This is a genomic window from Mangrovimonas xylaniphaga (assembly GCF_001280435.1).
Lineage (GTDB): Bacteria > Bacteroidota > Bacteroidia > Flavobacteriales > Flavobacteriaceae > Mangrovimonas_A > Mangrovimonas_A xylaniphaga.
Genome location: NZ_LBIP01000018.1, coordinates 348,574 through 372,872 on the forward strand (window position 1 = coordinate 348,574; position 24,299 = coordinate 372,872).

Annotated in this window: 18 protein-coding genes; 11 read left to right on the plus strand and 7 right to left on the minus strand. The window is 38.7% G+C overall.

The window, feature by feature from the left end; translation table 11 throughout:
- Positions 1-42 precede the first annotated feature (42 nt).
- Positions 43-960: an EamA family transporter gene (locus ZA06_RS12575; RefSeq protein ID WP_053977819.1), complete on the plus strand. Its 918-nt coding sequence runs from the start codon at positions 43-45 to the stop codon at positions 958-960.
- A 114-nt stretch (positions 961-1,074) separates the two neighbouring features.
- On the opposite strand, the gene ZA06_RS12580 is transcribed toward ZA06_RS12575, so the two are convergent.
- From ZA06_RS12580 to ZA06_RS12595, 4 genes are all read right to left on the minus strand, one after another.
- Positions 1,075-2,940: an OmpA family protein gene (locus ZA06_RS12580; RefSeq protein ID WP_053977820.1), complete on the minus strand. Its 1,866-nt coding sequence runs from the start codon at positions 2,938-2,940 to the stop codon at positions 1,075-1,077.
- 12 nt (positions 2,941-2,952) lie between these two features.
- Positions 2,953-3,891, minus strand: a complete 939-nt coding sequence (locus tag ZA06_RS12585; RefSeq protein ID WP_053977821.1) for a PorP/SprF family type IX secretion system membrane protein — start codon at positions 3,889-3,891, stop codon at positions 2,953-2,955.
- Between the two features lie 18 nt (positions 3,892-3,909).
- Entirely contained in the window at positions 3,910-8,904 is a 4,995-nt protein-coding gene (locus ZA06_RS12590; RefSeq protein WP_053977822.1) for a gliding motility-associated C-terminal domain-containing protein, read from the minus strand.
- A 113-nt stretch (positions 8,905-9,017) separates the two neighbouring features.
- Complete coding sequence (locus ZA06_RS12595) at positions 9,018-10,826, minus strand: lytic transglycosylase (protein WP_053977823.1); 1,809 nt, start codon at positions 10,824-10,826, stop codon at positions 9,018-9,020.
- A gap of 314 nt (positions 10,827-11,140) precedes the next feature.
- On the opposite strand from ZA06_RS12595, the gene ZA06_RS12600 reads away from it, so the two are divergent.
- The 4 genes from ZA06_RS12600 to ZA06_RS12615 all read left to right on the plus strand — a co-directional run bounded on the left by ZA06_RS12600 (position 11,141) and on the right by ZA06_RS12615 (position 16,868).
- Positions 11,141-13,915: an alpha/beta hydrolase family protein gene (locus tag ZA06_RS12600; RefSeq protein WP_053977824.1), complete on the plus strand. Its 2,775-nt coding sequence runs from the start codon at positions 11,141-11,143 to the stop codon at positions 13,913-13,915.
- A gap of 226 nt (positions 13,916-14,141) precedes the next feature.
- Positions 14,142-14,507 carry a hypothetical protein gene (locus ZA06_RS12605; RefSeq protein ID WP_053977825.1) on the plus strand — a complete coding sequence of 122 codons (366 nt, stop codon included), beginning with the start codon at positions 14,142-14,144 and terminating at the stop codon, positions 14,505-14,507.
- Between the two features lie 113 nt (positions 14,508-14,620).
- Positions 14,621-16,375: an adenylate/guanylate cyclase domain-containing protein gene (locus ZA06_RS12610; protein WP_240472250.1), complete on the plus strand. Its 1,755-nt coding sequence runs from the start codon at positions 14,621-14,623 to the stop codon at positions 16,373-16,375.
- On the plus strand, positions 16,356-16,868 hold the full coding sequence (locus ZA06_RS12615) for a Pycsar system effector family protein (protein WP_053977827.1): 513 nt from the start codon (positions 16,356-16,358) through the stop codon (positions 16,866-16,868). The genes ZA06_RS12610 and ZA06_RS12615 overlap by 20 nt, the downstream gene beginning before the upstream one ends.
- Before the next feature lie 177 nt (positions 16,869-17,045).
- Here the strand turns inward: ZA06_RS12615 and ZA06_RS12620 are convergent, their stop codons facing one another.
- Complete coding sequence (locus tag ZA06_RS12620) at positions 17,046-17,318, minus strand: hypothetical protein (protein ID WP_053977828.1); 273 nt, start codon at positions 17,316-17,318, stop codon at positions 17,046-17,048.
- A 315-nt stretch (positions 17,319-17,633) separates the two neighbouring features.
- Here ZA06_RS12620 and ZA06_RS12625 point away from each other — a divergent pair, with 315 nt between their 5' ends.
- The 3 genes from ZA06_RS12625 to ZA06_RS12635 are packed head-to-tail and all read left to right on the plus strand — an operon-like array spanning position 17,634 to position 20,411.
- A complete protein-coding gene (locus ZA06_RS12625) occupies positions 17,634-18,521 on the plus strand; it encodes a carbon-nitrogen hydrolase (RefSeq protein ID WP_053977829.1) in 888 nt (295 codons plus the stop codon).
- Positions 18,521-19,549, plus strand: coding sequence for an agmatine deiminase family protein (locus ZA06_RS12630; RefSeq protein WP_053977830.1), 1,029 nt, complete (start codon positions 18,521-18,523; stop codon positions 19,547-19,549). Before ZA06_RS12625 ends, ZA06_RS12630 begins: the two co-directional genes overlap by 1 nt.
- A gap of 13 nt (positions 19,550-19,562) precedes the next feature.
- Positions 19,563-20,411 carry a DMT family transporter gene (locus ZA06_RS12635; protein WP_082332021.1) on the plus strand — a complete coding sequence of 283 codons (849 nt, stop codon included), beginning with the start codon at positions 19,563-19,565 and terminating at the stop codon, positions 20,409-20,411.
- Here the strand turns inward: ZA06_RS12635 and ZA06_RS12640 are convergent.
- Positions 20,408-20,800, minus strand: a complete 393-nt coding sequence (locus ZA06_RS12640; RefSeq protein ID WP_053977832.1) for a winged helix-turn-helix transcriptional regulator — start codon at positions 20,798-20,800, stop codon at positions 20,408-20,410. The genes ZA06_RS12635 and ZA06_RS12640 overlap by 4 nt on opposite strands.
- A 117-nt stretch (positions 20,801-20,917) precedes the next feature.
- On the opposite strand from ZA06_RS12640, the gene ZA06_RS12645 reads away from it, so the two are divergent.
- The 3 genes from ZA06_RS12645 (at position 20,918) to ZA06_RS12655 (ending at position 23,693) form a co-directional block, all read left to right on the plus strand.
- Positions 20,918-21,550 carry a nitroreductase family protein gene (locus tag ZA06_RS12645; RefSeq protein WP_053977833.1) on the plus strand — a complete coding sequence of 211 codons (633 nt, stop codon included), beginning with the start codon at positions 20,918-20,920 and terminating at the stop codon, positions 21,548-21,550.
- A gap of 95 nt (positions 21,551-21,645) precedes the next feature.
- On the plus strand, positions 21,646-22,755 hold the full coding sequence (locus ZA06_RS12650; protein WP_053977834.1) for an alkene reductase: 1,110 nt from the start codon (positions 21,646-21,648) through the stop codon (positions 22,753-22,755).
- A 314-nt stretch (positions 22,756-23,069) separates the two neighbouring features.
- Positions 23,070-23,693: a peptidase associated/transthyretin-like domain-containing protein gene (locus ZA06_RS12655; protein WP_082332022.1), complete on the plus strand. Its 624-nt coding sequence runs from the start codon at positions 23,070-23,072 to the stop codon at positions 23,691-23,693.
- 99 nt (positions 23,694-23,792) lie between these two features.
- Here ZA06_RS12655 and ZA06_RS12660 read toward each other — a convergent pair whose 3' ends face one another.
- Positions 23,793-24,221: an FKBP-type peptidyl-prolyl cis-trans isomerase gene (locus ZA06_RS12660; RefSeq protein ID WP_053977836.1), complete on the minus strand. Its 429-nt coding sequence runs from the start codon at positions 24,219-24,221 to the stop codon at positions 23,793-23,795.
- Positions 24,222-24,299 lie beyond the last annotated feature (78 nt).

Consider the following 24,299-nt stretch of genomic DNA (forward strand, 5'->3'; position numbering starts at 1 on the left):
TATAGTAGATTATGCGTAATATTGCGGTTTCAAAATATCACAATGGGCACATCGCGCAATACTACTTTAATCATCCTCGCATTCTTTTCAATCTATGTCATTTGGGGCTCCACATATCTGTTGAATAAAATTGCCGTGGCACAATTGCCACCTTTTATGTTGGCATCTGTAAGGTTCATAACAGCGGGAATCTTGATTTTTATCATTTCAAAAATTATGGGGATTTCTTTAAAGATTTCTTCCCGGCAACTATTGAATACCATTTTTGCTGGCTTTTTATTTTTAACCTTTGGTAATGGTGTTGTCGTGTGGGCCTTAAAATATGTAGATAGTGGTTTTGCGGCTTTGGAAATTTCGGCACAACCTCTAATTGTGCTTATTTTAATGCGGATTCTTCAAGGAAAGAAAATACAACCAATGTCCGTCATTGGAGTTGTATTGGGGGTTATCGGGATTTATTTGTTGGTGAGCCAAAATGAAATTGTAAGCAAAGAAGGTTCAATAATTGGAATGGTGATGATTTTATGTTGTATGTTGAGTTGGGCGTACGGGAGCTTGTTTGTAGGGAAGGCTGAATTGCCAAAAAACTATTTTGTGAATACGGGTTACCAAATGTTAACAGGAGGTATTATGTTGCTATTGGCTAGTTTGATTTTTCAGGAGGAATGGGTGATGCCTGCCCAATGGGAGAATTCTGTGGTTATTTCTATGGTACTTTTAATTTTATTGGGAAGTATTGTGGCTTTCACATCCTTTAATTATTTATTGAAAACGGTGTCTCCAGAAAAAGTAGCTACGTCAACTTATGTCAATCCTATAGTAGCCCTGGTTTTAGGTTGGTATTTTTTAAACGAGCACATCACGGCACAATCCATTGTAGCCGCAGCAGTATTGTTAACGGGAGTGTATTTTATCAATACCAAAAAGACTTTGGAAATATTTTCCAGATTTAAAAGATGATAGGTTACTTTGAAATTAGAAAGAAGTAGAAGGAAGATTATAAATTTAAAAAAGCTGTTTCAATGACGAAACAGCTTTTTTATTGCTATTGAATTAGTTCTAGATAATTCAAGTTTATTTCAAAATTAAGAACTCACAACGTCTGTTGATGGAATGTTCTTCTTCGGTACAATCGTCTTTACAATCAACCAACGGTTGGCTTTCACCATATCCTTTAGATCTCAAACGAGAACGCTCTATACCATTCGCTACCAGATATTCCAAGGTAGATTGCGCTCTATTATTTGAAAGGTTAAGGTTGTATTCTTCGCTACTTCTAGAATCCGTATGAGCTCCCAATTGTACTTCCATTAGTGGGTATTTCTTCAATAAGCCTACCATAATATCCAAAATACTGGCCGCCTGAGGTTTGATGTCCCATTTTCCAAAATCAAAATAGATGTTTTCCAGTTCAATATACATGTAACCATCATTTTTAGTTACAATAATATCTTCGGCATCGTCATAAGATTCAATTTCCAATTCAATGTTGAATTCAAACCTACCGTCGTCATTAGTGGTAAACTCTTGTTCTCCTAGGGCATATAGATCCCTGTGCCCCATAATTTTATAGAGTTGGTTTGGCTTGGTGCTAAAGGCGTATTTGGCATCTTCTCCAACAATCGTTTGTCCAACAAGTTCTCCTTTATCATCATACAGGGTTACAGTGGTTCCAGGAAGTAGTTCCTTTGTGTTTTTGTCAATTACGACACCTTCAACGATATAGCGTTTTTTGTTAGGGATTCTTAAAAATGCATAAATGAGGTCTTCACCACTTCGGTTGGAAGAAATGAAGCCTTTCTGCACATCTTCATTAAGGACATATCCAAAATCATCCATTCCAGAGTTGATGGTTTCTCCCAAATTGATTGGTTTTGAATAAAAACCAGCATAGCCATTACTCATGAAAATATCCAAATTTCCAAGACCTTGGTGTCCATCGGAAGCAAAGTATAAGGTTTCGCTTTGGTCCATAAATGGGAATTGTTCTCTATGGGCTGTATTAATGACTTCCCCTAAATTTACAGGAGTCCCAAAGCCATCGGCGGTAATGTCTACAGAATAAATATCAAAGGAGCCTAATGAACCTGGCATGTCACTTGAAAAAAACAGTTTGGTGTTGCTAGGGTTTAAAAATGGATGTTGCGTAGAGTAGGTGTCACTACAAAAAGGCAACACTTGAACATTGGTCCATTTGCCATCAACCAATTCTGCCTTATATAGTTTAATGGTCGCAATTTTATCGTCACCAATTTTTACGCGTTTATCGTTGGTTCTGGAAAAGTACATGGTTTTTCCATCTGACGTGAAAGTGGCGTTACTTTCATGTGTTTTGGTATTTATATCTTCTGAAAAAGGTTCAATGTTTTCCAAGGCATCCTTTTCTTCTGAAAGAGAAGCTTCATACAAATCCAAATAAGGTTTATTGTTCCATTCGTAAGTTGGATTTTCATTATTTCTGTAGGCTGAAAATACCACATTGTCCCCATGCCAACCTATACCGAAATCACCAGAAGTACTATTTTTCAATGGCTTTAATTCATAAACATAAGGCACAATGGCGCTTAAAGTGCGTTTCAATTTTGGAGTATCCATGACCTCCCCAGTATAGATACTAAGAATGCTGTCGGCAGTTTTAAAATCACCACTTGCTTTGAGGGCCTGTCCATATCTAAAATAGTAGTCCTTGGCCAAACTATCGTTAGTAGCAAACAATTGTCCGTAAGCATTACTTGCTTTAGACATTTGGGCATTAAAGAAATAAGAATCGCCCAAATTTTGAAGGTTTTCCTTTGTCTTAGGTAAGGACTGGTACATTGAGGCAGCTTCCGAATATGCTCTGTTTTCAAACAGTTTTCTGGCTTTGGAAGCACTAGCCTTTTGTCCAAACCCCAAGGAAACTGTTAAAAGAAACGATATTAGTAAAACAATGTTTTTCATATTAAAAAGCTATTAGAAAAATCTTGGGGATTTATCATATCCTACACCAAATTTACTGATGTCAAACAGCAGCATGACTTCATGCGAACCCGAATTGAATTTACCTAAATTAGAAAGCGTATAATCATAGGCATATCCAAATCTTAATGATTTTGTAATTCTGAAATTGATCAAACCGCTTACAGAATCATCAAAGCGATAACCTATACCAAATTCCACCATTTCATTAATTAGGACGTTGGTGGTTAGATCCAAAGACATTGGTGCACCTGAGACAGCCTTGGTCATAAAAGCAGGTTTCAATTTTAAATTGTCATTTAATTGAAATACATAACCTCCGGTTAAAAAGAAATGGATTTCTTCAGCGCCACTGGTGACAATGCCACTCGCGTTTTTAAGGTGTTCCGAACGTAAAATATTTGGCACAGAAAGACCTGCGTAAAATTTTTCGCCAAAATAGAACGCTCCCGCCCCAATGTTAGGAAAGGTTTCGCTTAAATTGGACTGGAAAGCAGGGTCTAGTTCAGGATCGGAATAGACAAATCCGTTAAAGTTGGTACTAAAAAACGTCGCGCCAGCCTTAATTCCAAAGGACAGTTTAGTATGTTCACTCATTGGGATGATGTAAGCCACATCTACATAAGCATTGGTTTCTTTTACAACGTCTCCAATTTGGTCGTGTACCACCGAAATCCCTCCTTCAAGCCGATTGGCAATGGGAGTGTGGGCAAAAAAAGTACCAGTAGTTGGACCGCCTTCGGAACCTACCCATTGGGCACGGTAAAAGCCTCCTAGATTAATCGTGTTAGGATCATCTGTGGCATAGGCAGGGTTGATAACGCTCATATTAAACATGTATTGCGTATACTGGGGATCCTGCTGGGATTGGGCCGTCAATCCAAGTAAAAACATCAAAATACTGATGCGGTATGTTATATTTTTAAGTGTCATATATTAATTTTATAAGACCTATCTGCTAAGATAAACTCGCCCTTGTATTGGTTTTCTCTCCCCGTCATTAAAATTCAAAACATAAAAATAAACGCCTACAGGACAAATACCATTTCCTAGGGTTACGCCTTTTTTGGACTCACCATTCCAATCAGGGGTGTTGGTGTCTCCTTTATATAAAACGTTGCCGTATCTGTTATAAATTTCTAGTGTGAAATCTGGATATAAATCTCTTAAATTAGGAATGGTAAAAGTGTCGTTGGTACCATCATCATTTGGAGAAAACCCATCAGGAATGACAAAACATTGGTCTAAAGTTACAGTTACATCCAGTCGGATAACGCTTTCACAACCATTATCAGAAATCATAGCAGCATAATAGGTGGCTCCATTTTCAAGAGGTTGAGAATCTTCCAAAGTATTGCCATCTACAGAAGCATCATACCAAATGATGATGTTGGAATCGATGATATTGGCAGAGAGGTCTGCAATGGTAGGTTCAAACTCCCCACAGAAAATATGACCATTATCCGATAGTTCTGGAGTTGGATTATCAAGTACATTAAAATTAGTGACTAATAGTACACCTTTCTGAGTACAAGTAGAATTGGGAAAACTAATTCCTGTGATGGTAATAGTAGTGTTCCCTTTATTTGTCAATTCTTGAGAAGGAATTGTAAAGTTAGTATCTCCTCCAATGAATTCGACAGTAATTGTATTGTATACATTGTTTGCTCCAGTAAGCTCATAAGAAATATCGTAAAATCCGTCTTCTAATTGAAGCGCTAATGAAATTGTCACGTTATTAGAATATCCTAGACAAATATCATGTGCCTGCATACGGGCTGCATCAATATTAGGTGAGTCAATAACGATTACAGTTATTGATGCTGAAATTTCAATATTACAACCAGAATTGATAATTGTGTATGTGTAGGTGCCTGCCAAATCAATGGCAGGGTCAAAAATTCCCGTGCCACTGGCAAGTACAGGGGACCAAGTTCCGCCTAAATCAGGAGTTCCTCCTAAAGCATCGAACAAATCTTGAGGGGCATCGTTTTCACATACTTCCAGTGTACCATCCGTTCCTGCATTTGGTTCGTCTACAATAGTCACTGTTACGGAAGCAGAGGCATCACCACAAGGATCTGTCCCAGAAACAGTATAGGTATAGGTTCCTTGGGAATCCACTGTTGGATCAAAAACTCCTGTACCACTGGCAAGGGCAGGCGTCCAAGTTCCGCCTGTATCAGGAGTGCCTCCTAAACTATTGAACAGGTCGTAAGTTGCTATGTCGGAAGCACAAATTTCCAGGGAACTATCGGTTCCGGCATTCGCATTTGGAACGATGGTTACCGTTACAGAAGCTGAACTGTCACTACAAGGGGCTGTTCCAGAAATGGTATAAGTATAAGTTCCTGCAGAATCCACAGCCGGGTCAAAAACTCCAGTTTCACTGGCAAGTGCAGGGGACCAGGTTCCTCCGATATCAGGAGTTCCTCCTAGACTTTCAAATAAATCTTGAGGGGCATCGTTTTCACATACTTCCAGTGTACCGTCCGTTCCAGCATTTGGCTCGTATACAATAGTTATGGTTACGGAAGCAGTAGCATCACCACAAGGATCTGTGCCAGAAACGATGTAAGTGTAGGTTCCTTCGGGATCCAAGGTTGGATCAAAAACTCCTGTATCACTGGCAAGGGCAGGCGTCCAAGTTCCCCCTATATCGGGAGTTCCTCCCAAACTATTGAACAGATCGTAGGTTGCTGTATCGGAAGCACAAATTTCAAGAGACCCATTGGTTCCCGCATTGGCATTTGGAATGATGGTTACCGTTACAGAAGCTGAACTGTCGCTACAAGGTGCCGTTCCGGAAACGGTATAAGTATAAATTCCCGCTGTATCAATGGCAGGGTCAAAAATTCCGGAGCCACTGGCAAGTGCAGGTGACCAAGTTCCGCCTAAATCGGGAATTCCTCCCAAACTATCAAATAAATCTTGGGAGTCATCGTTTTCACATACTTCCAGTGCACCATCCGTTCCAGCATTTGGTTCGTCTACAATAGTTATGGTTACGGAAGCAGTAGCATCACCACAAGGATCTGTCCCAGAAACGGTATAAGTGTAGGTTCCTTGGGGATCCACTGTTGGATCAAAAACTCCTGTACCACTGGCAAGTGCTGGCGTCCAAGTTCCACCTATATCGGGAGTTCCTCCTAAATTATTGAACAGGTCATAGGTAGCGGTGTCCGAAGTACAAATTTCTAAAGAGCCATCGGTTCCCGCATTCGCATTTAGAATGATGGTTACAGTTACAGAAGCTTTACTGTCACTACAAGGCGCAGTTCCAGAAATGGTATAAGTATAAGTTCCTGCAGAATCCACAGACGGGTCGAAAACTCCAGAGCCACTGGTAAGTGCAGGGGACCAAGTTCCGCCTAAATCGGGAGTTCCTCCCAAACTATCAAATAAATCTTGAGGGGCATCGTTTTCGCAAACTTCTAGGGTCCCATCCGTTCCTGCATTTGGTTCATCAACAATAGTCACTGTTACGGAAGCAGAGGCATCACCACAAGGATCTGTTCCCGAAACGCTATAAGTGTAGGTTCCTTGGGGATCCACTGTTGGATCAAAAACTCCTGTACCACTGGCAAGTGCTGGCGTCCAAGTTCCCCCTATATCGGGAGTTCCTCCCAAACTATTGAACAGGTCGTAGGTTGCTGTATCGGAAGCACAAATTTCTAGAGAGCCATCGGTTCCGGCATTCGCATTTGGAATGATGGTTACCGTTACAGAAGCTGAACTGTCACTACAAGGTGCCGTTCCAGAAACGGTATAAGTATAGGTTCCAGCTGTATCAAGGGCAGGGTCAAAAAATCCTGAGCCACTGGTAAGCTCAGGGAACCAGGTTCCGCCTAAATCGGGAGTTCCTCCTAGACTTTCGAATAAATCTTGAGGGCCATCGTTTTCACAAACTTCAAGTGTACCATCCGTTCCAGCATCTGGTTCATCAACAATACTCACAGTTACGGAAGCAGAAGCGTCACCACAAGGAGCTGTGCCAGAAACAGTATAGGTATAGGTTCCTTCGGAATCCATGGTTGGATCAAAAACACCAGTACCACTGGCAAGGGCAGGAGTCCAAGTTCCGCCTGTATCAGGAGTTCCTCCCAAACTATTGAACAGGTCGTAGGTAGCTGTATCGGAAGTACAAATTTCTAGAGAACCATCGGTTCCGGCGTTGGCATTTGGAATGATGGTTACCGTTACTGATGCTGAACTGTCGCTACAAGGGGCAGTTCCAGAAACGGTATAAGTATAAGTCCCAGCTGTATCAAGGGCAGGGTCAAAAAATCCTGAGCCACTGGTAAGCGCAGGGGACCAAGTTCCACCCACATCAGGAGAGCCTCCAAGAGAGTTAAATAAATCGTATGTTGTGGTGTCTTCTTCACAAATTTCCAAAACACCATTTATTCCTGCGCTTACGGAAGGAATAATATTCACAATAACAATGGCAGAAGCATCTTCACATGGAGCAGTCCCCAATACAGTATAAGTATAAAGACCTGCAGGGTCCATTGTAGGGTCAAAAATCCCTGAACCACTGGTAAGGGCAGGAGACCAGGTTCCTCCAATATCAGGAGTGCCTCCTAAGCTATCAAATAAATCTTGAGGTGAGTCATTGGAACAGATATCAAATGTATTATCATTTCCTGCATTAGGTTCTGAAATAATGGTAACCGTAACTGTTGCGCTTACATCGCCACAAGGAGGGACCCCTAAAACAGTATAGGTATACACACCTGCAGAATCCAAAGAAGGATCAAAAACACCCGTTCCACTATTTAATGCTGGTGACCAGGTACCACCCAATTCAGGTGCGCCTCCTAAACTATTAAATAAATCTTCAGGGTCACCATTGCTACAAAGGGCTAAAGCACCATCAATACCTGCATTCGAGTTTTCGGTTACGGTTAGTGTAACTGTTGCTGTAGCGGCAGGACAATTTGCAGTGTCATCTACTGAATAGGTGAATACATATGGACTTCCTGTAGCAGTAAGTCCACTCATATCAATAGTTCCTGTACTTCCATTGGAAGTAGATATTGGACCTGCCCAAGTTCCGGTATTAGAAGGAGACCCTTCCAGGTAATCAAATAAGTTTACGATAGGACTTGTGATTATTTCATTCTCACAAACGTCCAAGGAGCCATCTTCACCCGCTTCATTGGCTAAATTGATCACTACGGTAACTTCAAATCGGCCTAGACTTTCACATGGAGGGTCAATGGTAGTGGCATAATAATTTTCTCCATCAATTAAAGGAGTAGATGGATCTAGGGGCAAAAATGAAAAAGATGTAGCATACCAATTATTAGTTCCTGAAGCACTTAAATCGGCAACTGTAGGGTTGGATTCGCTACAGAATTCCTGAACAGCTTGTCCTGTGGGGACAGGAACCAATCCTACATTTACTAAAACAGATAATCTAGAGGTTCTACATCCTGTATCAGGATTGGCCTGATCGGCATAATAAATGGTATTGTCCATTAACACTGTAGTGTCTGCCAAAGGGGTTCCTCCCGAAAAAGAAAGGTACCATTGCACATCGTTTCCAATGGCAATCAAATCGGAAATTGTAGCATCTTCTGGAGTTTCCACACAAACTCCTTGGAAGTTAAACCCAATTGGAGCTCCATAAATTATTACGGTTACTTGCTGACGCGTGCCACAGGATCCAGAATTGTCATCGGCATAATAATCTTCACCATTTATAAGGCCATCGGTACTAGCCAATGGGGTTGTAGAAGTTGGAGTGTCATACCATACGATACCATTTCCATTATCTTGGGCCGCCAAATCGGATACAAGCACAGATTCAATATCACAAAATGTCTGAATGGGATCATTCACCGTGGGACATTGTGAAAATGAGTTAAAAAGGCCGCCAAATAAAACTATGTAAATGCCCAAAAGGTACTTACTGATAGCGTAGTTTTTACCTTTTCTCATAAATAGGGTAGTTGTTGGTCATTAGTGTTAGGTAACAAATTTGTGCTCTCAAATGTAAAAAAATATTACAATTTCCTACAGATTTGATCGCTATTGTATGTTACGGGATTGTATCAGTTCAGCTCTTTTAAAAAGCTCTCCGCATCATATTGGATGATATAAACCCCCTTGTTGTCATAACTCCCCTTAGCATTTGGTCTATAGTCAAACTTGATATTTATATATTCCGTGACATTGTTTTTTACAGCATTTTCAAAGGAACCCGATTGCGCCATTCTCAGCAAAGTATCGTAAGTAATGTCAAATCCATAGATGACGTTTTGGGTTGGTGTACTTTTATATTGGTATTTGTATTTTTTGATGAATGCATTTGTAGCATTGGATTGTTTTAAAGCCGATGCCGAAGGGTACATCATTTTTAAGATTCTAAATCTTTTGGAAGATACTTCTGCATCATCTGGGATTAAATCAGAATCGATAACCGCCAATTGAATGTTGTAGTTGCTCACTTGACTTAACAACAAAGTTGTAGTACTCAAATAAGTACTGTTTTTATCGGTGTCAAAAATAATGATATTGTTTTTGCTGTTTTGTAAAAGGCCCAATAACTCATCGTCCTGAAAAGTTCCATTGCTTTTTACATTCAAAAACTGGGCTTCAGGCAACCAGTTAGAGATAAAGTTTTTGCTTTCTCTTCTATATTTATCATTGATGACAATGACATTGTTGCTAGAGTTACGTTTAATGTAATTTAAGATGGCCTCACGTTGTGTGGTTTGGGAAGGTACTGCTTCATATATATTTACCAAACCAGGCTTTGTGGAAGTGTTTTCCAAAGTTACTACCGGAATGTCTTGAGTGGCAAACATAAGGGTAGCTTCCTCGGTTTTTGTATTTTTAAAAGGCCAAATAACCGCACGGGCATTTTTATTTGGATTAGGCTTCAACAAAAGTTTTTCACTTTCCATTTTTACTATATCCAAGTCAAATTTAAGTCCCATTTTTTTCAAGGAGTCAATTGCCAATTGTGCTCCTCTATAGAATTCCAGATTTTGACGAAGTACAGAATCCTGAACTTCCGAGAATTGGTTCACATTGCGAAGACGATCGCTCATTTCCTTTTCTGAATAAGGGAATAAAAACAATAATTCTGTGTTTTTAGAGTGGTCCAGTGTGCTTACCAAATTGTCGTATTTGGAAGACGTAGCGGCAATAGTTGCTGTTGTGCTATTGTTTTCTTCTATAGAGGAACTTGCTTTGGTTGTTTCTGTTTTCGGCATCTTAACTATATCACCTTCCTTAACTCCATTAACAAGTTCTGGGTTCAAAATCAGGAATTCTGAAGGTTTCATACCTGCGTCCACAGACAAACTATAAAGTGTTTCCTTTGGTTTAATTTTATATGAGTAGTATTCTACCTTGCCATTTGCTTTTTTTAAGGTTTCCACAGCTTCATCCACCGTAGAAGGGTTGGAAGTAGTGTAGGAAGGTTTTTTTGGTATAGAAACTCCAGAGGTTCCTTTGTTGATGGTTAGTTCGTGACCAACCTGTAAACCATCTTTAATTTGCGGATTGTCATGCTCCAATTCGGCAATACTGATGCCAAATTGTTTGGCCAATCCAAATTTGGTTTCCCCTTGCTTAACAATATGTGTAAAACTACCGTTAGTATTTTGTGATGTACTGGTTGTTGTGGAAGAATTTTCTTTCGAAGAAGGAATAATTAACACTTGCCCTACGTAAATACTTTCGGAACTACCGGGATTGAGTTGGTAAATTTGTTCTGGGCTAACACCGTACTTTAAGCCAATACGATACACGTTTTCACCTTTCTTAACTTTGTGTTTTATAGTGTTTTGCTGAGCGTTTACTAGTTGGAAACAGCATAAGAAAAAGATAAAAACATTGTAAAATATTTTCATGAAAAGGTCTATTATTTGTGGCTTTGTTTAAAAATTAAAATTAATAAAAAATGCCTTATACCGTCATCTTTTCTGGGTTCTTGTCAACAATTTATTAACAATCAAGTGTTTCCATTTAAAATTTTTGAAGAATCTTCATTTTTTGAATTTTATAAAATTAATGAATACTGTTATTTTTTTAGCAATGTTAAGCTATGGTTAAGTTGTGATTGTTAGCAAGAAGAAATAGCTTACATGTTGATTGTTAATGATTTTTAAATTTTGAAGTGTTTTTTCCTAAATAATTATCTTTGTTCTCCTTTAAAAACTACCCAATGAAAATTTACATTTCTGGCCTACTTTGTTTGTTGGCTTTCCCTATGTTTTCCCAAAAAAAAGTAATGGACCATGCGGATGTAACGCAGTGGAAAACAATTCAACACTCTCAAATTTCTCCTAATGGACAATTTGTGGTCTATGATTTGGCTGTAGAGAATTTCAATTCTTCTTTAGAAGTTAAGGACAAATCCGGTGCATCAATTTTAGAACATGAACGTGCTCAAAAAGGACAGTTTACTTTTGATTCCAAATATTTGCTTTTCCAGGTGTCGCCATCGAAAGATTCCGTGATGGATATGAAACGCAGGAAAGTAGATACGAAAGATTTGCCAAAAGATTCCTTGGCTATTTTCAATTTGGATCGACGTGCTTTGTTCAAGTTTGGGAATCTAAAATCGTATAAAATTCCAGAAAAATGGTCCGGATTTGTAGCGATGGAATTGGAGGCAGTTAACAAGAAATCCAAGGACAGTGAAGGTTCATCAGAGGCTTCGGATAAGAAGGAAAAAAAGACCAACAAGAAGAATGGTTTTCATTTGGTGTTGATGAACTTGAGTTCCTTACAGGGTGATACCATAAAATATGTAACCAATTACACGTTTTCTAAGTTTGGAAATAGATTGGCCTACACAACTACAGGAGATGAAAACAACGAAAATGCTGGTGTATTTGTAGTGGATTTGAACAGTAAAAAAAGTACTAAAGTTCACGATGTAAAAAGAGCAACGTATTCTCATATCAACTTTAGTGAGTCTGGGAAATATTTAGGATTCATTGCAGATCAAGATACTACTAAAGTTCATGTTAAACCCAATGAGTTATTTGTATGGAAAGAAGGAAGTGATAAAGCTTCAAAAGTAGTGGATAATGCTAATGCTCCTAAAGGATATTTGGTGTCTTCTCATGAAAATTTAATGTTCTCAAGAGATGAATCCAAATTGTATTTCGGACTTAGAAAACCTCCCGTGGAAAAGGATACGACACTTTTGGACGAAGAGATTGTAAATGTGGAGGTTTGGACCTACGACGAGCCAAGATTGTACACGGTTCAGGAATTGGAATTGAAAAAAGACAGTATTAAGTCGTACACAACAATATTCGATTTAAAGCGTCAAAAAGTGGTGCAGTTGGCTACCGAAGCATTTCCAAATGTTGAATTGGAAGATCACGGAAATGCAGAATGGGCTTTGGCTTATACAGAACAGCCTTATACTTTGGAAAGTCAATGGTCTGGAATGTGGTTGAGGGATTATGCCCTTATCAACACAAAGGATGGTAAAACAACCCCAATTTTAAATGCTGTTCCATCGGCCAAATTAAGTCCTAAGGGGAATTATGTTTACGGTTATCATGAAGTTGATAGCACTTGGTTTGTGTATAACATAAAAAAAGGAACAAAAATAGAATTGACGAAAGGAATGGTCTTTGCCGATGAGTTGAATGACGTACCATTACCTCCCTCTGCTTATGGAAGTGCTGGATGGACGACAGACGATAAAACATTGTTGCTTTATGATCGTTTCGATATTTGGATGTTCAACCCTGAAACGGGAAAAGGCAGCAAGCTTACCAATGGAAGAAACTCCAAAAAGGTTTACAGGCATATAAAATTGGATAAGGAGGAGGAGTCAATAGATCCAAATGGAACTTGGTTATTGTCTATTTTCAATGATGAAACCAAGGAATCTGGATTTGCTCAATTCAATCCTAAAACAAACAATCTACAAGAATTGGTTTTTGGACCTTATAAATTTGGCAAACCAAAGAAAGCTGATAATCATGATGCTTTAGTCTTTACTCGGGAATCTTTTGAAGAGTTCCCTGATCTTAGGCTGACAGAGGATGATTTTAAAACAGATGTCCGTTTAAGTGATGCCAATCCGCAGCAATCGGAATTTAATTGGGGAACGATTGAGTTGGTACATTGGAATTCTTTGGATGGTAAACCTATGACGGGAATGTTGGTGAAACCTGAAAATTTCGATCCTAACAAAACCTATCCAATGCTGGTGAATTTCTATGAGCGCAGTTCAGATAATTTATATAAACATCACACGCCATCGTTTGGAAGGTCTACAATCAACTACAGTTTTTATGCCAGTAGGGGGTATTTGATTTTCAATCCGGATGTCACTTATCGCGAAGGATATCCAGGAGAAAGTTCTTTAAACTGTGTACTTCCTGGAGTTGCCTCTTTAATCGAGAAAGGTTTTGTCGATAAGGACAATATTGGCGTTCAAGGCCATAGCTGGGGAGGATACCAGATTGCTTATTTGGTGACCAAAACGAATATGTTTAAGGCTGCAGAAGCAGGAGCGCCAGTCCCAAACATGATTAGTGCTTATGGAGGGATTAGATGGTGGACAGGTTTAAGCAGACAGTTTCAGTATGAGCATGGGCAAAGTAGAATAGGAGGTACGCCTTGGGAGTACCCGATGCGCTATATTGAAAACTCGCCTATTTTCAATATCGATAAAATTCACACACCGTTATTGATTATGCATAACGATGCCGATGGTCATGTGCCTTGGTACCAAGGAATCGAACTGTTTGTAAGTTTAAGAAGATTAGGGAAGCCATCTTGGTTTTTGAATTATGAAGGAGAGCCTCATTGGCCGCAGAAGTATCAAAACAAAAAAGATTTCAACATTAGGTTGGCACAGTATTTTGATTATTTCCTGAAAGGAGCTCCAAAACCGCTTTGGATGGAAAAAGGTGTACCTGCCATAGAAAAAGGTGTGGAACAGGGGTATGAGCTCTTGGAACATTAAAATCTCATTTAAAAAAAGCCTCCTAATCAGGAGGCTTTTTTGTTGAAGTCTCAAACTGAAATAAATTAGTCTAATTCAGTCAATTGTAGTATATTTAATCTATTCACTTAGGATTTTTGATTGATAGCATAATTAAAAGCCCACATATTTACTTTTAGGTTTACTTATTCATGGTTCTGCTTTCTTAGCAAAGTTTAATTTTTTAATCAATTTAATATTTGTTATCATGAGTAATGCTGTAATTATTACCGTAAGCCTTAAAAACTCCCAATCCAGTACACCTAAACTTAAATTGAAAGATTCCGAGGAAGATTCGGGCGATAACGATTTGACAACAGACGTTAGCCCAGGTGCTAATGTAACTTGGGTGCCCGATTTCAGTAGTGGGATTAGTTCTATTTCAATAACCAAAAAGCCTGATTCGCCTTCCGATTTTCTTACTAATATGCAAACTTTTGCAAATGGAAATGTCCAAGCTACAGTTGCGTCTAATGCCACTAATGGTAGTGAGGAGACCTACAGTATTGGGTTTACAATAGATGGAGACAGCGCAAGCTATTCTGACGATCCAAAACTCAAAATAAATAATTAGGAACGGTTTTGCGAATGTATAATTTCAAGAGAAAACCCTATTGCATAATAGGGTTGTTTTGTTTGTTTTTCAATTTTGGTGTAACTCAAAACCAAAAAATTGCAGACAGTCTTGTGCAATTGTACACGTCAAAAACCTATGGTGAAAACGAGTTGCAGCTCATCAAGGATATTGCAGAAAACCAAGTACAGCCTAGTAGTAAATTGGAATATGCTGAACTACTGATAGCCAAAGCTGTTTTGGCCGATTCTTTAAATTATGTTCACAGTGGGTATTTACAAAAGGGGAATGCTCTGAGGGATTTGGGAAAAAATGTTGAAGCTTTGGAGGCTTATTTCTACAGCTTGAACTTAGCCAAGAAGCTTAACGATTTAAGAGGGGAAGGAGGAGTGTTGATTTCCATTGCGGATGTCTATTCCATCATGGAAAATTCAGATAATGCCTTAAAGTATTACGACGAAGGAATAGCCATACTTCAAAAAACAAAGGATTCTATTAAGTTGGCATCGGCATTATTAAATGCTGGGGATGAGTTTTTTAATATCAAGGATTACGATAAGGCACTTCACTATTTTGAAAATTCTAGGGATATATTTAAAACGGTTGACCATCCCATCGGGATGGCTTATAATTATGGGAATCTAGGGATGGTTTATGCCAGTTTGGGGAGAGATGAAGAAGCAAAAGTACATATAAATAAAGCCATAGTTATTTTAACAGATTTGGAAGACTATTATCCCATTTCCGTTTATCTTACTTATATGTCGCAGATTTATGAGGAGCAAGGAGATATTGAAAAGGCTCAGGAATTCGCTCAACAAAGCCTCGAATTGGCAGAGGAATATGGTCTTAAAGAGCAGATGGGAGATGCTTATTTGTTGATTTCAGAATTGAAGGAAAAACAAGGGGATATTGAAAATGCCTATCATTTATACAAGAAACATGTGGCCTATCGGGATAGTTTGAACAACATCCAGAAGGTACAGGATATGGCCGATTTACGTACAGATTTTGAGGTTTCTCAAAAACAGTTGGAAGTCGATTTGCTCAACCAACAAAAACGGACTCAAAAAATCATTGTAATCGCGACAACCATTGCCTTGTTTTTAATTGGCCTTTTGGCTATCGGACTTTTTAGAAGAAACGCCTTTATCCAGAAAACGAAACGCATTATTGAAAAGGAAAAACAACGTTCCGATCAATTGTTGTTGAATGTTTTACCAGAAGAAACCGCAAAGGAGCTCAAGGAGTCCGGTAAAGTAACCTCGCATAGATTTGAATCGGTTTCGGTGTTGTTCACGGATTTTGTAGGGTTTACCAAATACTCCGAAAGTTTGACACCTGAAGCTTTAGTGGAAACGGTAGATTTCTATTTTTCAAAATTTGATGAAATCATAGAGAAGTATGGGCTTGAGAAGATTAAAACCATAGGGGATGCCTATATGTGTGTGGGCGGTTTGCCTTTTGAAATTGAAGACCATGCCAAAAAAATTGTGAAAGCTGCTCTTGAAATTGTAACTTTTGTGGAAGAAATCAGTAAAAACCAACATACGGAAAAGAATTTCAACATCCGTGTGGGGATTCATACAGGTTCTGTAGTAGCAGGAGTCGTGGGAAGCAAAAAGTTTGCTTACGATGTTTGGGGGGATACTGTAAATATTGCTTCTAGAATGGAATCTAATTCAGAAGAAGGCAGAATAAATATTTCAGCTACCACATATCAACTGATTCAAGATGAGTTTGAGTGTGAATATAGAGGAGAGGTAGATGTAAAAAATAAAGGGATGATGAAAATGTATTTTGTTGTGCATCCCAGTAATTCAAAGCAATCAATTAAATCGATAGCATATGGTAATTCAGGACCCTAACAATTATTGGGAACAGCTGGAACGTTTGGAAAAGCTCATCCGTGCCTCCGAATTAAAGGCCGGTGTGGTGTTTTCTTTCCACAGTTTGATTTTGGGAATATTTGTAGATAGGATAAAAACCCTGTCGTATTTGTTTGAAGAAGGAATTATTCCCAAGATTGGTATCATTTGTTGGATGTTTTTTGTGCTGCTATCCGTTTTTTATTGTTTTAAATGCTTTAAGCCACAGATAGAGCGTGGGTATGAAAAGAACGTGTTTTTCTTTAGCGATGCGGTTTACAAATTTGGTTCCATAGAGGAATATACGCAGTATTTAATTGAAATTTGCGGAAGCCAACAAAAACTATATGAGCAACTGGGGCAACAAATTCATGCCGAGAGCAAGATTATTGATGGTAAGTTTAAATGTGTCCATAGCTCTATTAAATACTTCGCTATTAGTTTTGTCTTTGCGGTTCTTGTTATTATCTATTGGATATTTACATTGTTTTGAAATTCTTGTAACTTATTGAATTGTATGGGCTAAAAAGATTTTGTGTCAATTAATTATTGAAGTACTTCAGAGGTAAATATATTGTTTGGCCAATTACAAGAATGGTACATATAGAAAAGATAACAGCCTCCTAATTCTATTGTATTAGGAGGCTGTCTTTCATAAACTTTGGTTGATCTAGGCGCTGTAGCGCTTTTTCTCAGTAATGGTCTGTTTGATGTGCAATAAACTGTTGACAATACCTATAAGTTCAAACTTTAAAAAGTTTTTATTCTTTTTACTAAAGTGGTTGATACAGTAGGCATACAAAGGTTGATTTCCTTTTGTAATGTTCACGTAATAGGTGTCCTTTTCGGCATCTAAAACTATGGAGCTCTTAAAGTTACTTTCTATAAGCAACCAATAGGACAAACTGTTGATTTGATTGAACAGCGAAAGATTTGTATCCATACGTTTCGGTTTTTGATAAGATTTGAGCAACCTTATATTTCTATAAAAAAGGTAGTGAATGAATTCTCTCACTACAAAATTGTTTGTTGTAGTATCTTGTTTTTTAGTTAAAATGCTATCGCTTTGCAGTTTATCGAATTTATTGTTCCTTTTAAAGAGCCTCTAGAAAACAATGTTTAGGTAACCTGTTGAAAATGGATGGGTTACAAATCTATTTATGTAAATAATGTTGTATAAAAGCATTTTTAAAGAAAAGGTTTTTTAAGCGCTTTGTTCTAAAAAATAAGTAATTTTACACCCTTTAATTATCGTAATATGTCTAAGAAAAAATATACCATTGCGGTTATTCAGCTCAACCTTAATGATGTGGCTGAAAACAACCTTAAAAAATGTCTTAGTTGGGTAGAAAAGGCGGCTGGTCAAGGCGCTGAAGTTATCTGCTTGCCGGAGCTTTACAGTAGTCATTATTTCTGCCAAAGTGAGGATACCGATAATTTTGCCTTGGCAGAACCGTTGTACAGTACGTCGTTTATAGCCTTTAGTGAATTGGCCAAGAAATTAGGAGTAGTGATTGTAGTGCCATTTTTCGAAAAACGTATGGCGGGTATTTATCACAACAGTGCTTACATTATTGATACCGATGGTACCGAAGCAGGTTTATACCGTAAAATGCATATCCCAGACGATCCTCATTTTTATGAAAAATTCTATTTTACACCTGGGGATCTAGGGTTTAAAAATAACCCTACCAAAAAAGGAAATATAGGGACGCTTATTTGTTGGGACCAATGGTATCCGGAAGCAGCGCGTCTTACAGCGCTTAAAGGCGCCGAAGTATTGTTTTATCCAACAGCTATTGGATGGCATCCACATGAAAAGGCGCAATATGGAGAAAACCAATATGGCGCTTGGATGAATGTGATGAAAGGACATGCCGTTGCCAATGGTGTGTATGTAGCTGCTGCCAACAGAATTGGTTTGGAGCAATATGTACCTGATACGGCAGGGATTGAATTCTGGGGAGCTTCCTTTATTGCTGGTCCACAGGGGGAAATTCTAGCGCAGGCTTCACATGACCAAGAAGAAATTTTAATGGCAGAAGTTGATTTGGATATTCAGGAGAATGTACGTCAAAACTGGCCATTTTTCAGAGACCGTCGTATCGATGCCTTTGAAGATATTACCAAAAGAGCAATAGATTAATGAGAAGGTTTCCTGCAGAATGGGAGCCCCAACAGGGCGTTTTGTTGTGTTTCCCGCACAATGGCAATGATTGGCCTGGTAAATACCAAGCTATTCAATGGGCCTTTGTAGAGTTCATTAAAAAAGTGACTACTCACGAAGAAGTGTTTTTGGTAGTTGCTGATGAATCCCTAAAAGAAAAGGTAGAAGGCATGTTGACTATGGCTCATGTCAATTTGGAGCAGATTACTTTTATCATCCATAAAACCAATAGAAGTTGGATGCGCGATTCAGGGCCTATAGTAGTTTATAACGAAGGGAAACGTGAAGGACTCAATTTTAACTTCAACGGTTGGGCAAAGTATAAGAATTACCTTTTGGATAGACATGTGCCACAAAAGGTGAGTGATACCCTTAACATACCGCTTAGCCAAGTTACCTATAAAGGGAAACCTGTGATTTTGGAAGGAGGCGCCATTGATGTCAATGGAAAAGGTACCTTGTTGACTTCAGAAGAATGTTTGATGGACCCTAACATCCAAGTGCGTAATGAAGGCTTTACCAAGGAGGATTATGAAGTTGTTTTTAAGGAGTATTTGGGAGTTACTAACGTTATTTGGTTGGGTGATGGTATTGTAGGGGATGACACCCATGGTCACATTGATGACCTATGCAGATTTGTAAATGAGGACACCATTATCACTGTTGTGGAATCCGATACCGAGGATCCTAACTATCATGCTCTTCAGGACAATTTGAAGCGTTTGCAGAATGCTGTATTGGAAAATGGGAAGACTCCTAACATTGTCACTTTGCCAATGCCAAGTGCAATTGAATTTGAAGATTTGACACTTCCTGCAAGCTACGCTAATTTCTTGATTTTGAACAATTGTGTATTGGTGCCAACCTTTAACGATGCCAAAGACAGGGAAGCCTTAAACATTATTGCGGGCTGTTTCCCAGATAGAGAGGTGATTGGCATTAGCGCCATTGATTTGATTTGGGGCTTCGGAACCTTACATTGCCTGAGTCAACAAATTCCAAAATAACTCAAAATAGCCTATGGCTTTAAAGAAAACCATCACATTCATGATCGTCAGCACTTTTGCGTTTGCGCTTATGAATGTGACGGTTAAATACCTCTCAAACATCAATGCATTTCAGTTGGTGTTTTTTAGGTCGATGAGTAGTTTGTTCTTCACCTTTGGGTTCCTTCTGAAAAACCGTATTCCCATTTTGGGAAATCAAAAAAAGCTGTTGGTTCTTAGGGGATTGGCAGGAGTGACTTCTATGACATTCTTCTTTATGTCCATGAAATATTTACCTGTAGCCACAGCAGTTTCGTTACGTTATATTGCACCTATATTCGCCGCAATTTTTGCGGTATTGTTCTTAAAAGAGCGTATTAAACCATTGCAATGGTTGTTCTTTTCCATGTCCTTTTTAGGAGTATTGGTTTTGAAAGGTTTGGACACCCAACTCAACACCTATGGCTTGATGTTGGTGTTGATTGCAGCGGTTTTTAGTGGGGTTGTGTATACCTTAATCAGTAAAATAGGTACGAAGGACCATCCGGTAGTGGTGGTCAATTATTTTATGATTATTGCTACGATTGTGGGAGGCGTGCTATCAATAAAAGATTGGCAAACGCCTCAAGGTATTGAATGGGGCTTGTTGATGTTATTGGGAGTGTTTGGGTATTTTGGACAAGTATATATGACCAAAGCATTTCAAACGGCAGCTACAGCACTAGTAGCACCTATGAAATATATGGAAGTGGTTTTTACCTTAATTATTGGCTTGTTATGGTTCCAGGATATTTACACGGTTTGGAGCTTTGTAGGCATTCTGTTGATCATTGGAGGCTTGATTCTTAATATTCTCTACAAAGAGCGTCAAAAGGCGTCTTAGTCGGTTTTTCCGGTGATGCGCTTTCTGTGTTCCTTTCCCCATTTATATAATTCTTCAATGGCGGTGTCCAAGGTTTTACCGTAATCGGTTAGGGTATATTCTACCACCACTGGAATACTGTCGTAAACTTTGCGTTTTACCAAATGGTTCATTTCCAATTCCCTTAATTCCTTGGAAAGCATGCGGTCGCTTATTTTTGGAATTTCCTTGGCAATTTCACTAAAGCGCTTGTTACCAAAGGTCAAAGAAATAATGATGGGAAGTTTCCATTTACCGCTTAATACATAAAGGGCGTCTTGTACTGGTTGAATAATACCCCGGCAGGTACTGTGTGCCTTTTCACATGTTTTGGCCTTATCGATAAGCTCCAATTGTTCCTGTAATCCCATAATAATTCATTTAATATAAGTTACTATACTCTTGTATAGTACTATACTTTTGTTAAGTACTTACTTTAGTTTAGCAAATATATGTAAATTTGTCGAGAATTTAATAAGTATAAGATTATGAGTTTAGTAGAGAATTTAAATTGGCGCTATGCTGCAAAGGCTATGAACGGCGCTACTGTACCGCAGGATAAAATCGATTATATATTGGAGGCCACTAGATTATCGCCTTCGTCTTCAGGGTTGCAACCTTATAAGGTGTTTGTGATTACTAACCAAGAGTTAAAAGAAAAGATAAGACCTATTGCTTTTGATCAACCCCAAATTACAGATGCTTCCCACTTATTGGTATTTGCTGCCTGGGATAACTATTCTTTAGAGCGTATTGAAGAAGTATTCAATAAAACCATGAATGAGCGTAATTTGCCTGTAGAAACTATGGACGATTACAAAACGCGCCTTTGGGGAATGTATGAACCGTTAGGAGAGGAGTGGCATGCCAACCATGCGGCTAAACAGGCGTATATTGCCTTTGCTATGGCCATTGCAGCGGCTGCTGAACAAAAAGTAGATGCTACCCCAATGGAAGGCTTTATTCCAGACCAATTGGACGAATTATTGGATTTGAAATCCCAAGGGCTTAAGAGCAACTTGATTTTAGCTCTAGGCTATAGAGATACCGAAAAGGATTGGCTGGTAGATATGAAGAAAGTGAGAACTCCAAAAGAAGAGTTTGTTACAGAATTGGTATAACCAAAAAGATTATTTTAAGTTTTGAAAAAGCCCTCTACAATCCGAAAACAAAATGATTGTAGGGGGCTTAATGTTTCACCAAAAGCCTAATTATTATGAAAGACAACGCATTATTACAACCTTACCACTCTAAGAATTTAAGTCTTAAAAACCGAATTGTCATGGCTCCTATGACCCGCAGTAGGGCTGTTAACGAAGAACGAGTTCCTACCAATGAACTTCAAGGCTTGTATTATGAACAACGTGCTTCGGCGGGATTGATCATTACGGAAGGCTCTCAAGTTTCTGAAGCCGCTGTAGGCTATGTTAATACGCCCGGCATCTATTCCAAAGCTCAGGTAGAGGGATGGAAATTGGTGACCAAACGTGTCCATGATAAAGGAGGGAAGATCTTCATCCAATTATGGCATGTGGGCCGTATGTCGCATCCTGATTTTCATCGTGGTGAATTGCCTTTGGCACCTTCGGCCATCAATCCAAATTCACAGTCTTTTACTCCAGAAGGTTTTAAGGATACCGTGACGCCAAAAGAAATGACCAAATTTGAGATTGAAGACACCATCAATGATTTTATGAATGCTGCTACCAATGCCATGGAAGCGGGCTTTGATGGCGTAGAAATCCATTCTTCCAACGGATATTTGTTCCATCAATTTTTTAATGGAACCTCTAATGTGCGTACCGATGAATATGGAGGTTCAATTGAAAATAGGGCTAGATTCTTTTTTGAAGTATTGGATGCCATGAGCGAAGTGATTCCTCAGGAAAAAATAGGGGTACGTTTCAATCCGTCTTTGCACAATTTGTTTGGAATTACCTTGGACAAAGACACGATTCCAACCTTTGAGTATATTATCAAGAAGTTGAACGACTACAATTTGGCCTATGTACATTTATCGGAACCATTTACAGATGTATCGGAAGTGCCTTATGCCGTTACAGATATAGCCAAACACTTCAGACCGTTGTACCATGGTACCTTAATGATCAACAACCAATTTACAGCAGAAACAGGACATGAGGTCATTTCGTCCGGTGATGCCGATTTGGTAGCTTTTGGAAAACCGTTCATTTCCAACCCCGATTTGGTGGAGCGTATCGAACAGGATATAGAATGGGCCCAATGGGACCAAGATACGTTTTATACCCCAGGAGAAAAGGGCTATACAGATTATGCTTCTGCTAAAATGGAGCAATCGTCTTAATATTATGCTGAGCTTGTCAATTTGAGATAGTACAGCTTTTGATGAGACAAGCTAAGCTTCACATTTTTTGGGACATGGATTTTGACTTCTGTTTTCTAAATTCAGGCCAGTTCCAAAGAGAATTCATCGGTTCATTTTGACTGTGCATTGGCTAAACTGCACATTTACAAGGTGAACCGTTTTGCCTTTTACCGATGATTTTTTACGTTGGTATGAATTGCGGGTATTACATCGTAAAATTTCTACGTTCATAAGATTTTTAATTAGAAAAACACATACTTATCTAATTTTGAAGTGTTTAAAATAAATGTCTTATGAAAAATCTACTCACCTTCTTTTGTGCCGCTTTTTTGATGGGAGTTGTGTATTCCCAAAATGGACAGGATAATGTTTCAGAAGATTATAAAAATAGGAGCCCTATTTACGATTATACAGAAGCTACTTTAAGCTCTGTAGATACCATTCCTGGATATGCAGGGCAAGCGGAAAAACTTAAGATTACTGGAACTATATATCAAAGTGATGGCGTGACTCCTGCCAAAGATGTTATTTTGTTCATTTATCAGCCCAATGAAGATGGGGAGTATGATAATAGAAAACAAAATGACAAAAAATATGTGTACCATCGTGCTTGGGTAAAAACCGACGCCAATGGAAATTATACTTTTTACACCTTCGTACCCGGAGCGAGTTATGCGGCAAATGCCTTTCCTAGACGAAGAGGTTTGAAGCATATCCATCCTATTGTGATGGCACCTGGAGAGGAAGCCTATAAATTGGATGCCTTTGTGTTTAGTGATGATCCATTAATGACCAACCGTTGCAAAAAGAAATTGAATAAACAAGAGTTTCAGGGCATGCTTAATTTGGAACAGGAAGGCGGCTTATTTGTAGCTCATAGAGACTTGGTGTTGAATTCTCAGCAAGCCGACTTATAATTCCCCAAAATTGGCTCAACCAATTATTATTAGTTGTGTAAAGAAAAAGCCTGATAGTTTTAATAGCTATCAGGCTTTATAGTTCTTTCCTAAAGTGATTTATTTAATATCAACCACTTCCAAATCAAAGATAAGGTCTTTACCAGCAAGAGGATGGTTGGCATCCACTACAATACTATCTTCTTTTACCTCAATAACCAATAATTGGTGTTCTCTACCATCTGGAGCCGTGGAAATTAATGACATTCCCACTTCGGGTGTCAATTCTTCAGGTAATTGGCTTTTTTGAACTTCCTGTATCAATTCTGGGTGCGCATCACCATAGGCTTCATCCTTTGTAAGGCTGATGGTTTTCTTTTCGTTTAGTTTCATATCAATTAATCCCTTCTCAAATCCTGGGATCATCATTCCTTGTCCTAAAGTAAACTCTAAAGGTTCACGTCCTTCCGAGGTGTCAAAGATTTGTCCATCGGTTAGTTTTCCAGTGTAGTGCACCTTTACAGTGTTGTTGTCTTTTACTTGACTCATAAACGTAGTTTTTTATTAGTCTACAAAGCATGGTATAACTTTTACACCTTGAACTTTTGTAGGTTAAGCTTTCGAGTC

What these genes read in the sequence shown, in the direction of transcription:
- ZA06_RS12575 (WP_053977819.1), top strand. Translation starts at nt 43, where the DNA reads ATGGGCACATCGCGCAATACTACTTTAATCATCCTCGCATTCTTTTCA.
- ZA06_RS12580 (WP_053977820.1), bottom strand. Translation starts at nt 2,940, where the DNA reads ATGAAAAACATTGTTTTACTAATATCGTTTCTTTTAACAGTTTCCTTG.
- ZA06_RS12585 (WP_053977821.1), bottom strand. Translation starts at nt 3,891, where the DNA reads ATGACACTTAAAAATATAACATACCGCATCAGTATTTTGATGTTTTTA.
- ZA06_RS12590 (WP_053977822.1), bottom strand. Translation starts at nt 8,904, where the DNA reads ATGAGAAAAGGTAAAAACTACGCTATCAGTAAGTACCTTTTGGGCATT.
- ZA06_RS12595 (WP_053977823.1), bottom strand. Translation starts at nt 10,826, where the DNA reads ATGAAAATATTTTACAATGTTTTTATCTTTTTCTTATGCTGTTTCCAA.
- ZA06_RS12600 (WP_053977824.1), top strand. Translation starts at nt 11,141, where the DNA reads ATGAAAATTTACATTTCTGGCCTACTTTGTTTGTTGGCTTTCCCTATG.
- ZA06_RS12605 (WP_053977825.1), top strand. Translation starts at nt 14,142, where the DNA reads ATGAGTAATGCTGTAATTATTACCGTAAGCCTTAAAAACTCCCAATCC.
- ZA06_RS12615 (WP_053977827.1), top strand. Translation starts at nt 16,356, where the DNA reads ATGGTAATTCAGGACCCTAACAATTATTGGGAACAGCTGGAACGTTTG.
- ZA06_RS12620 (WP_053977828.1), bottom strand. Translation starts at nt 17,318, where the DNA reads ATGGATACAAATCTTTCGCTGTTCAATCAAATCAACAGTTTGTCCTAT.
- ZA06_RS12625 (WP_053977829.1), top strand. Translation starts at nt 17,634, where the DNA reads ATGTCTAAGAAAAAATATACCATTGCGGTTATTCAGCTCAACCTTAAT.
- ZA06_RS12630 (WP_053977830.1), top strand. Translation starts at nt 18,521, where the DNA reads ATGAGAAGGTTTCCTGCAGAATGGGAGCCCCAACAGGGCGTTTTGTTG.
- ZA06_RS12635 (WP_082332021.1), top strand. Translation starts at nt 19,563, where the DNA reads ATGGCTTTAAAGAAAACCATCACATTCATGATCGTCAGCACTTTTGCG.
- ZA06_RS12640 (WP_053977832.1), bottom strand. Translation starts at nt 20,800, where the DNA reads ATGGGATTACAGGAACAATTGGAGCTTATCGATAAGGCCAAAACATGT.
- ZA06_RS12645 (WP_053977833.1), top strand. Translation starts at nt 20,918, where the DNA reads ATGAGTTTAGTAGAGAATTTAAATTGGCGCTATGCTGCAAAGGCTATG.
- ZA06_RS12650 (WP_053977834.1), top strand. Translation starts at nt 21,646, where the DNA reads ATGAAAGACAACGCATTATTACAACCTTACCACTCTAAGAATTTAAGT.
- ZA06_RS12655 (WP_082332022.1), top strand. Translation starts at nt 23,070, where the DNA reads ATGAAAAATCTACTCACCTTCTTTTGTGCCGCTTTTTTGATGGGAGTT.
- ZA06_RS12660 (WP_053977836.1), bottom strand. Translation starts at nt 24,221, where the DNA reads ATGAGTCAAGTAAAAGACAACAACACTGTAAAGGTGCACTACACTGGA.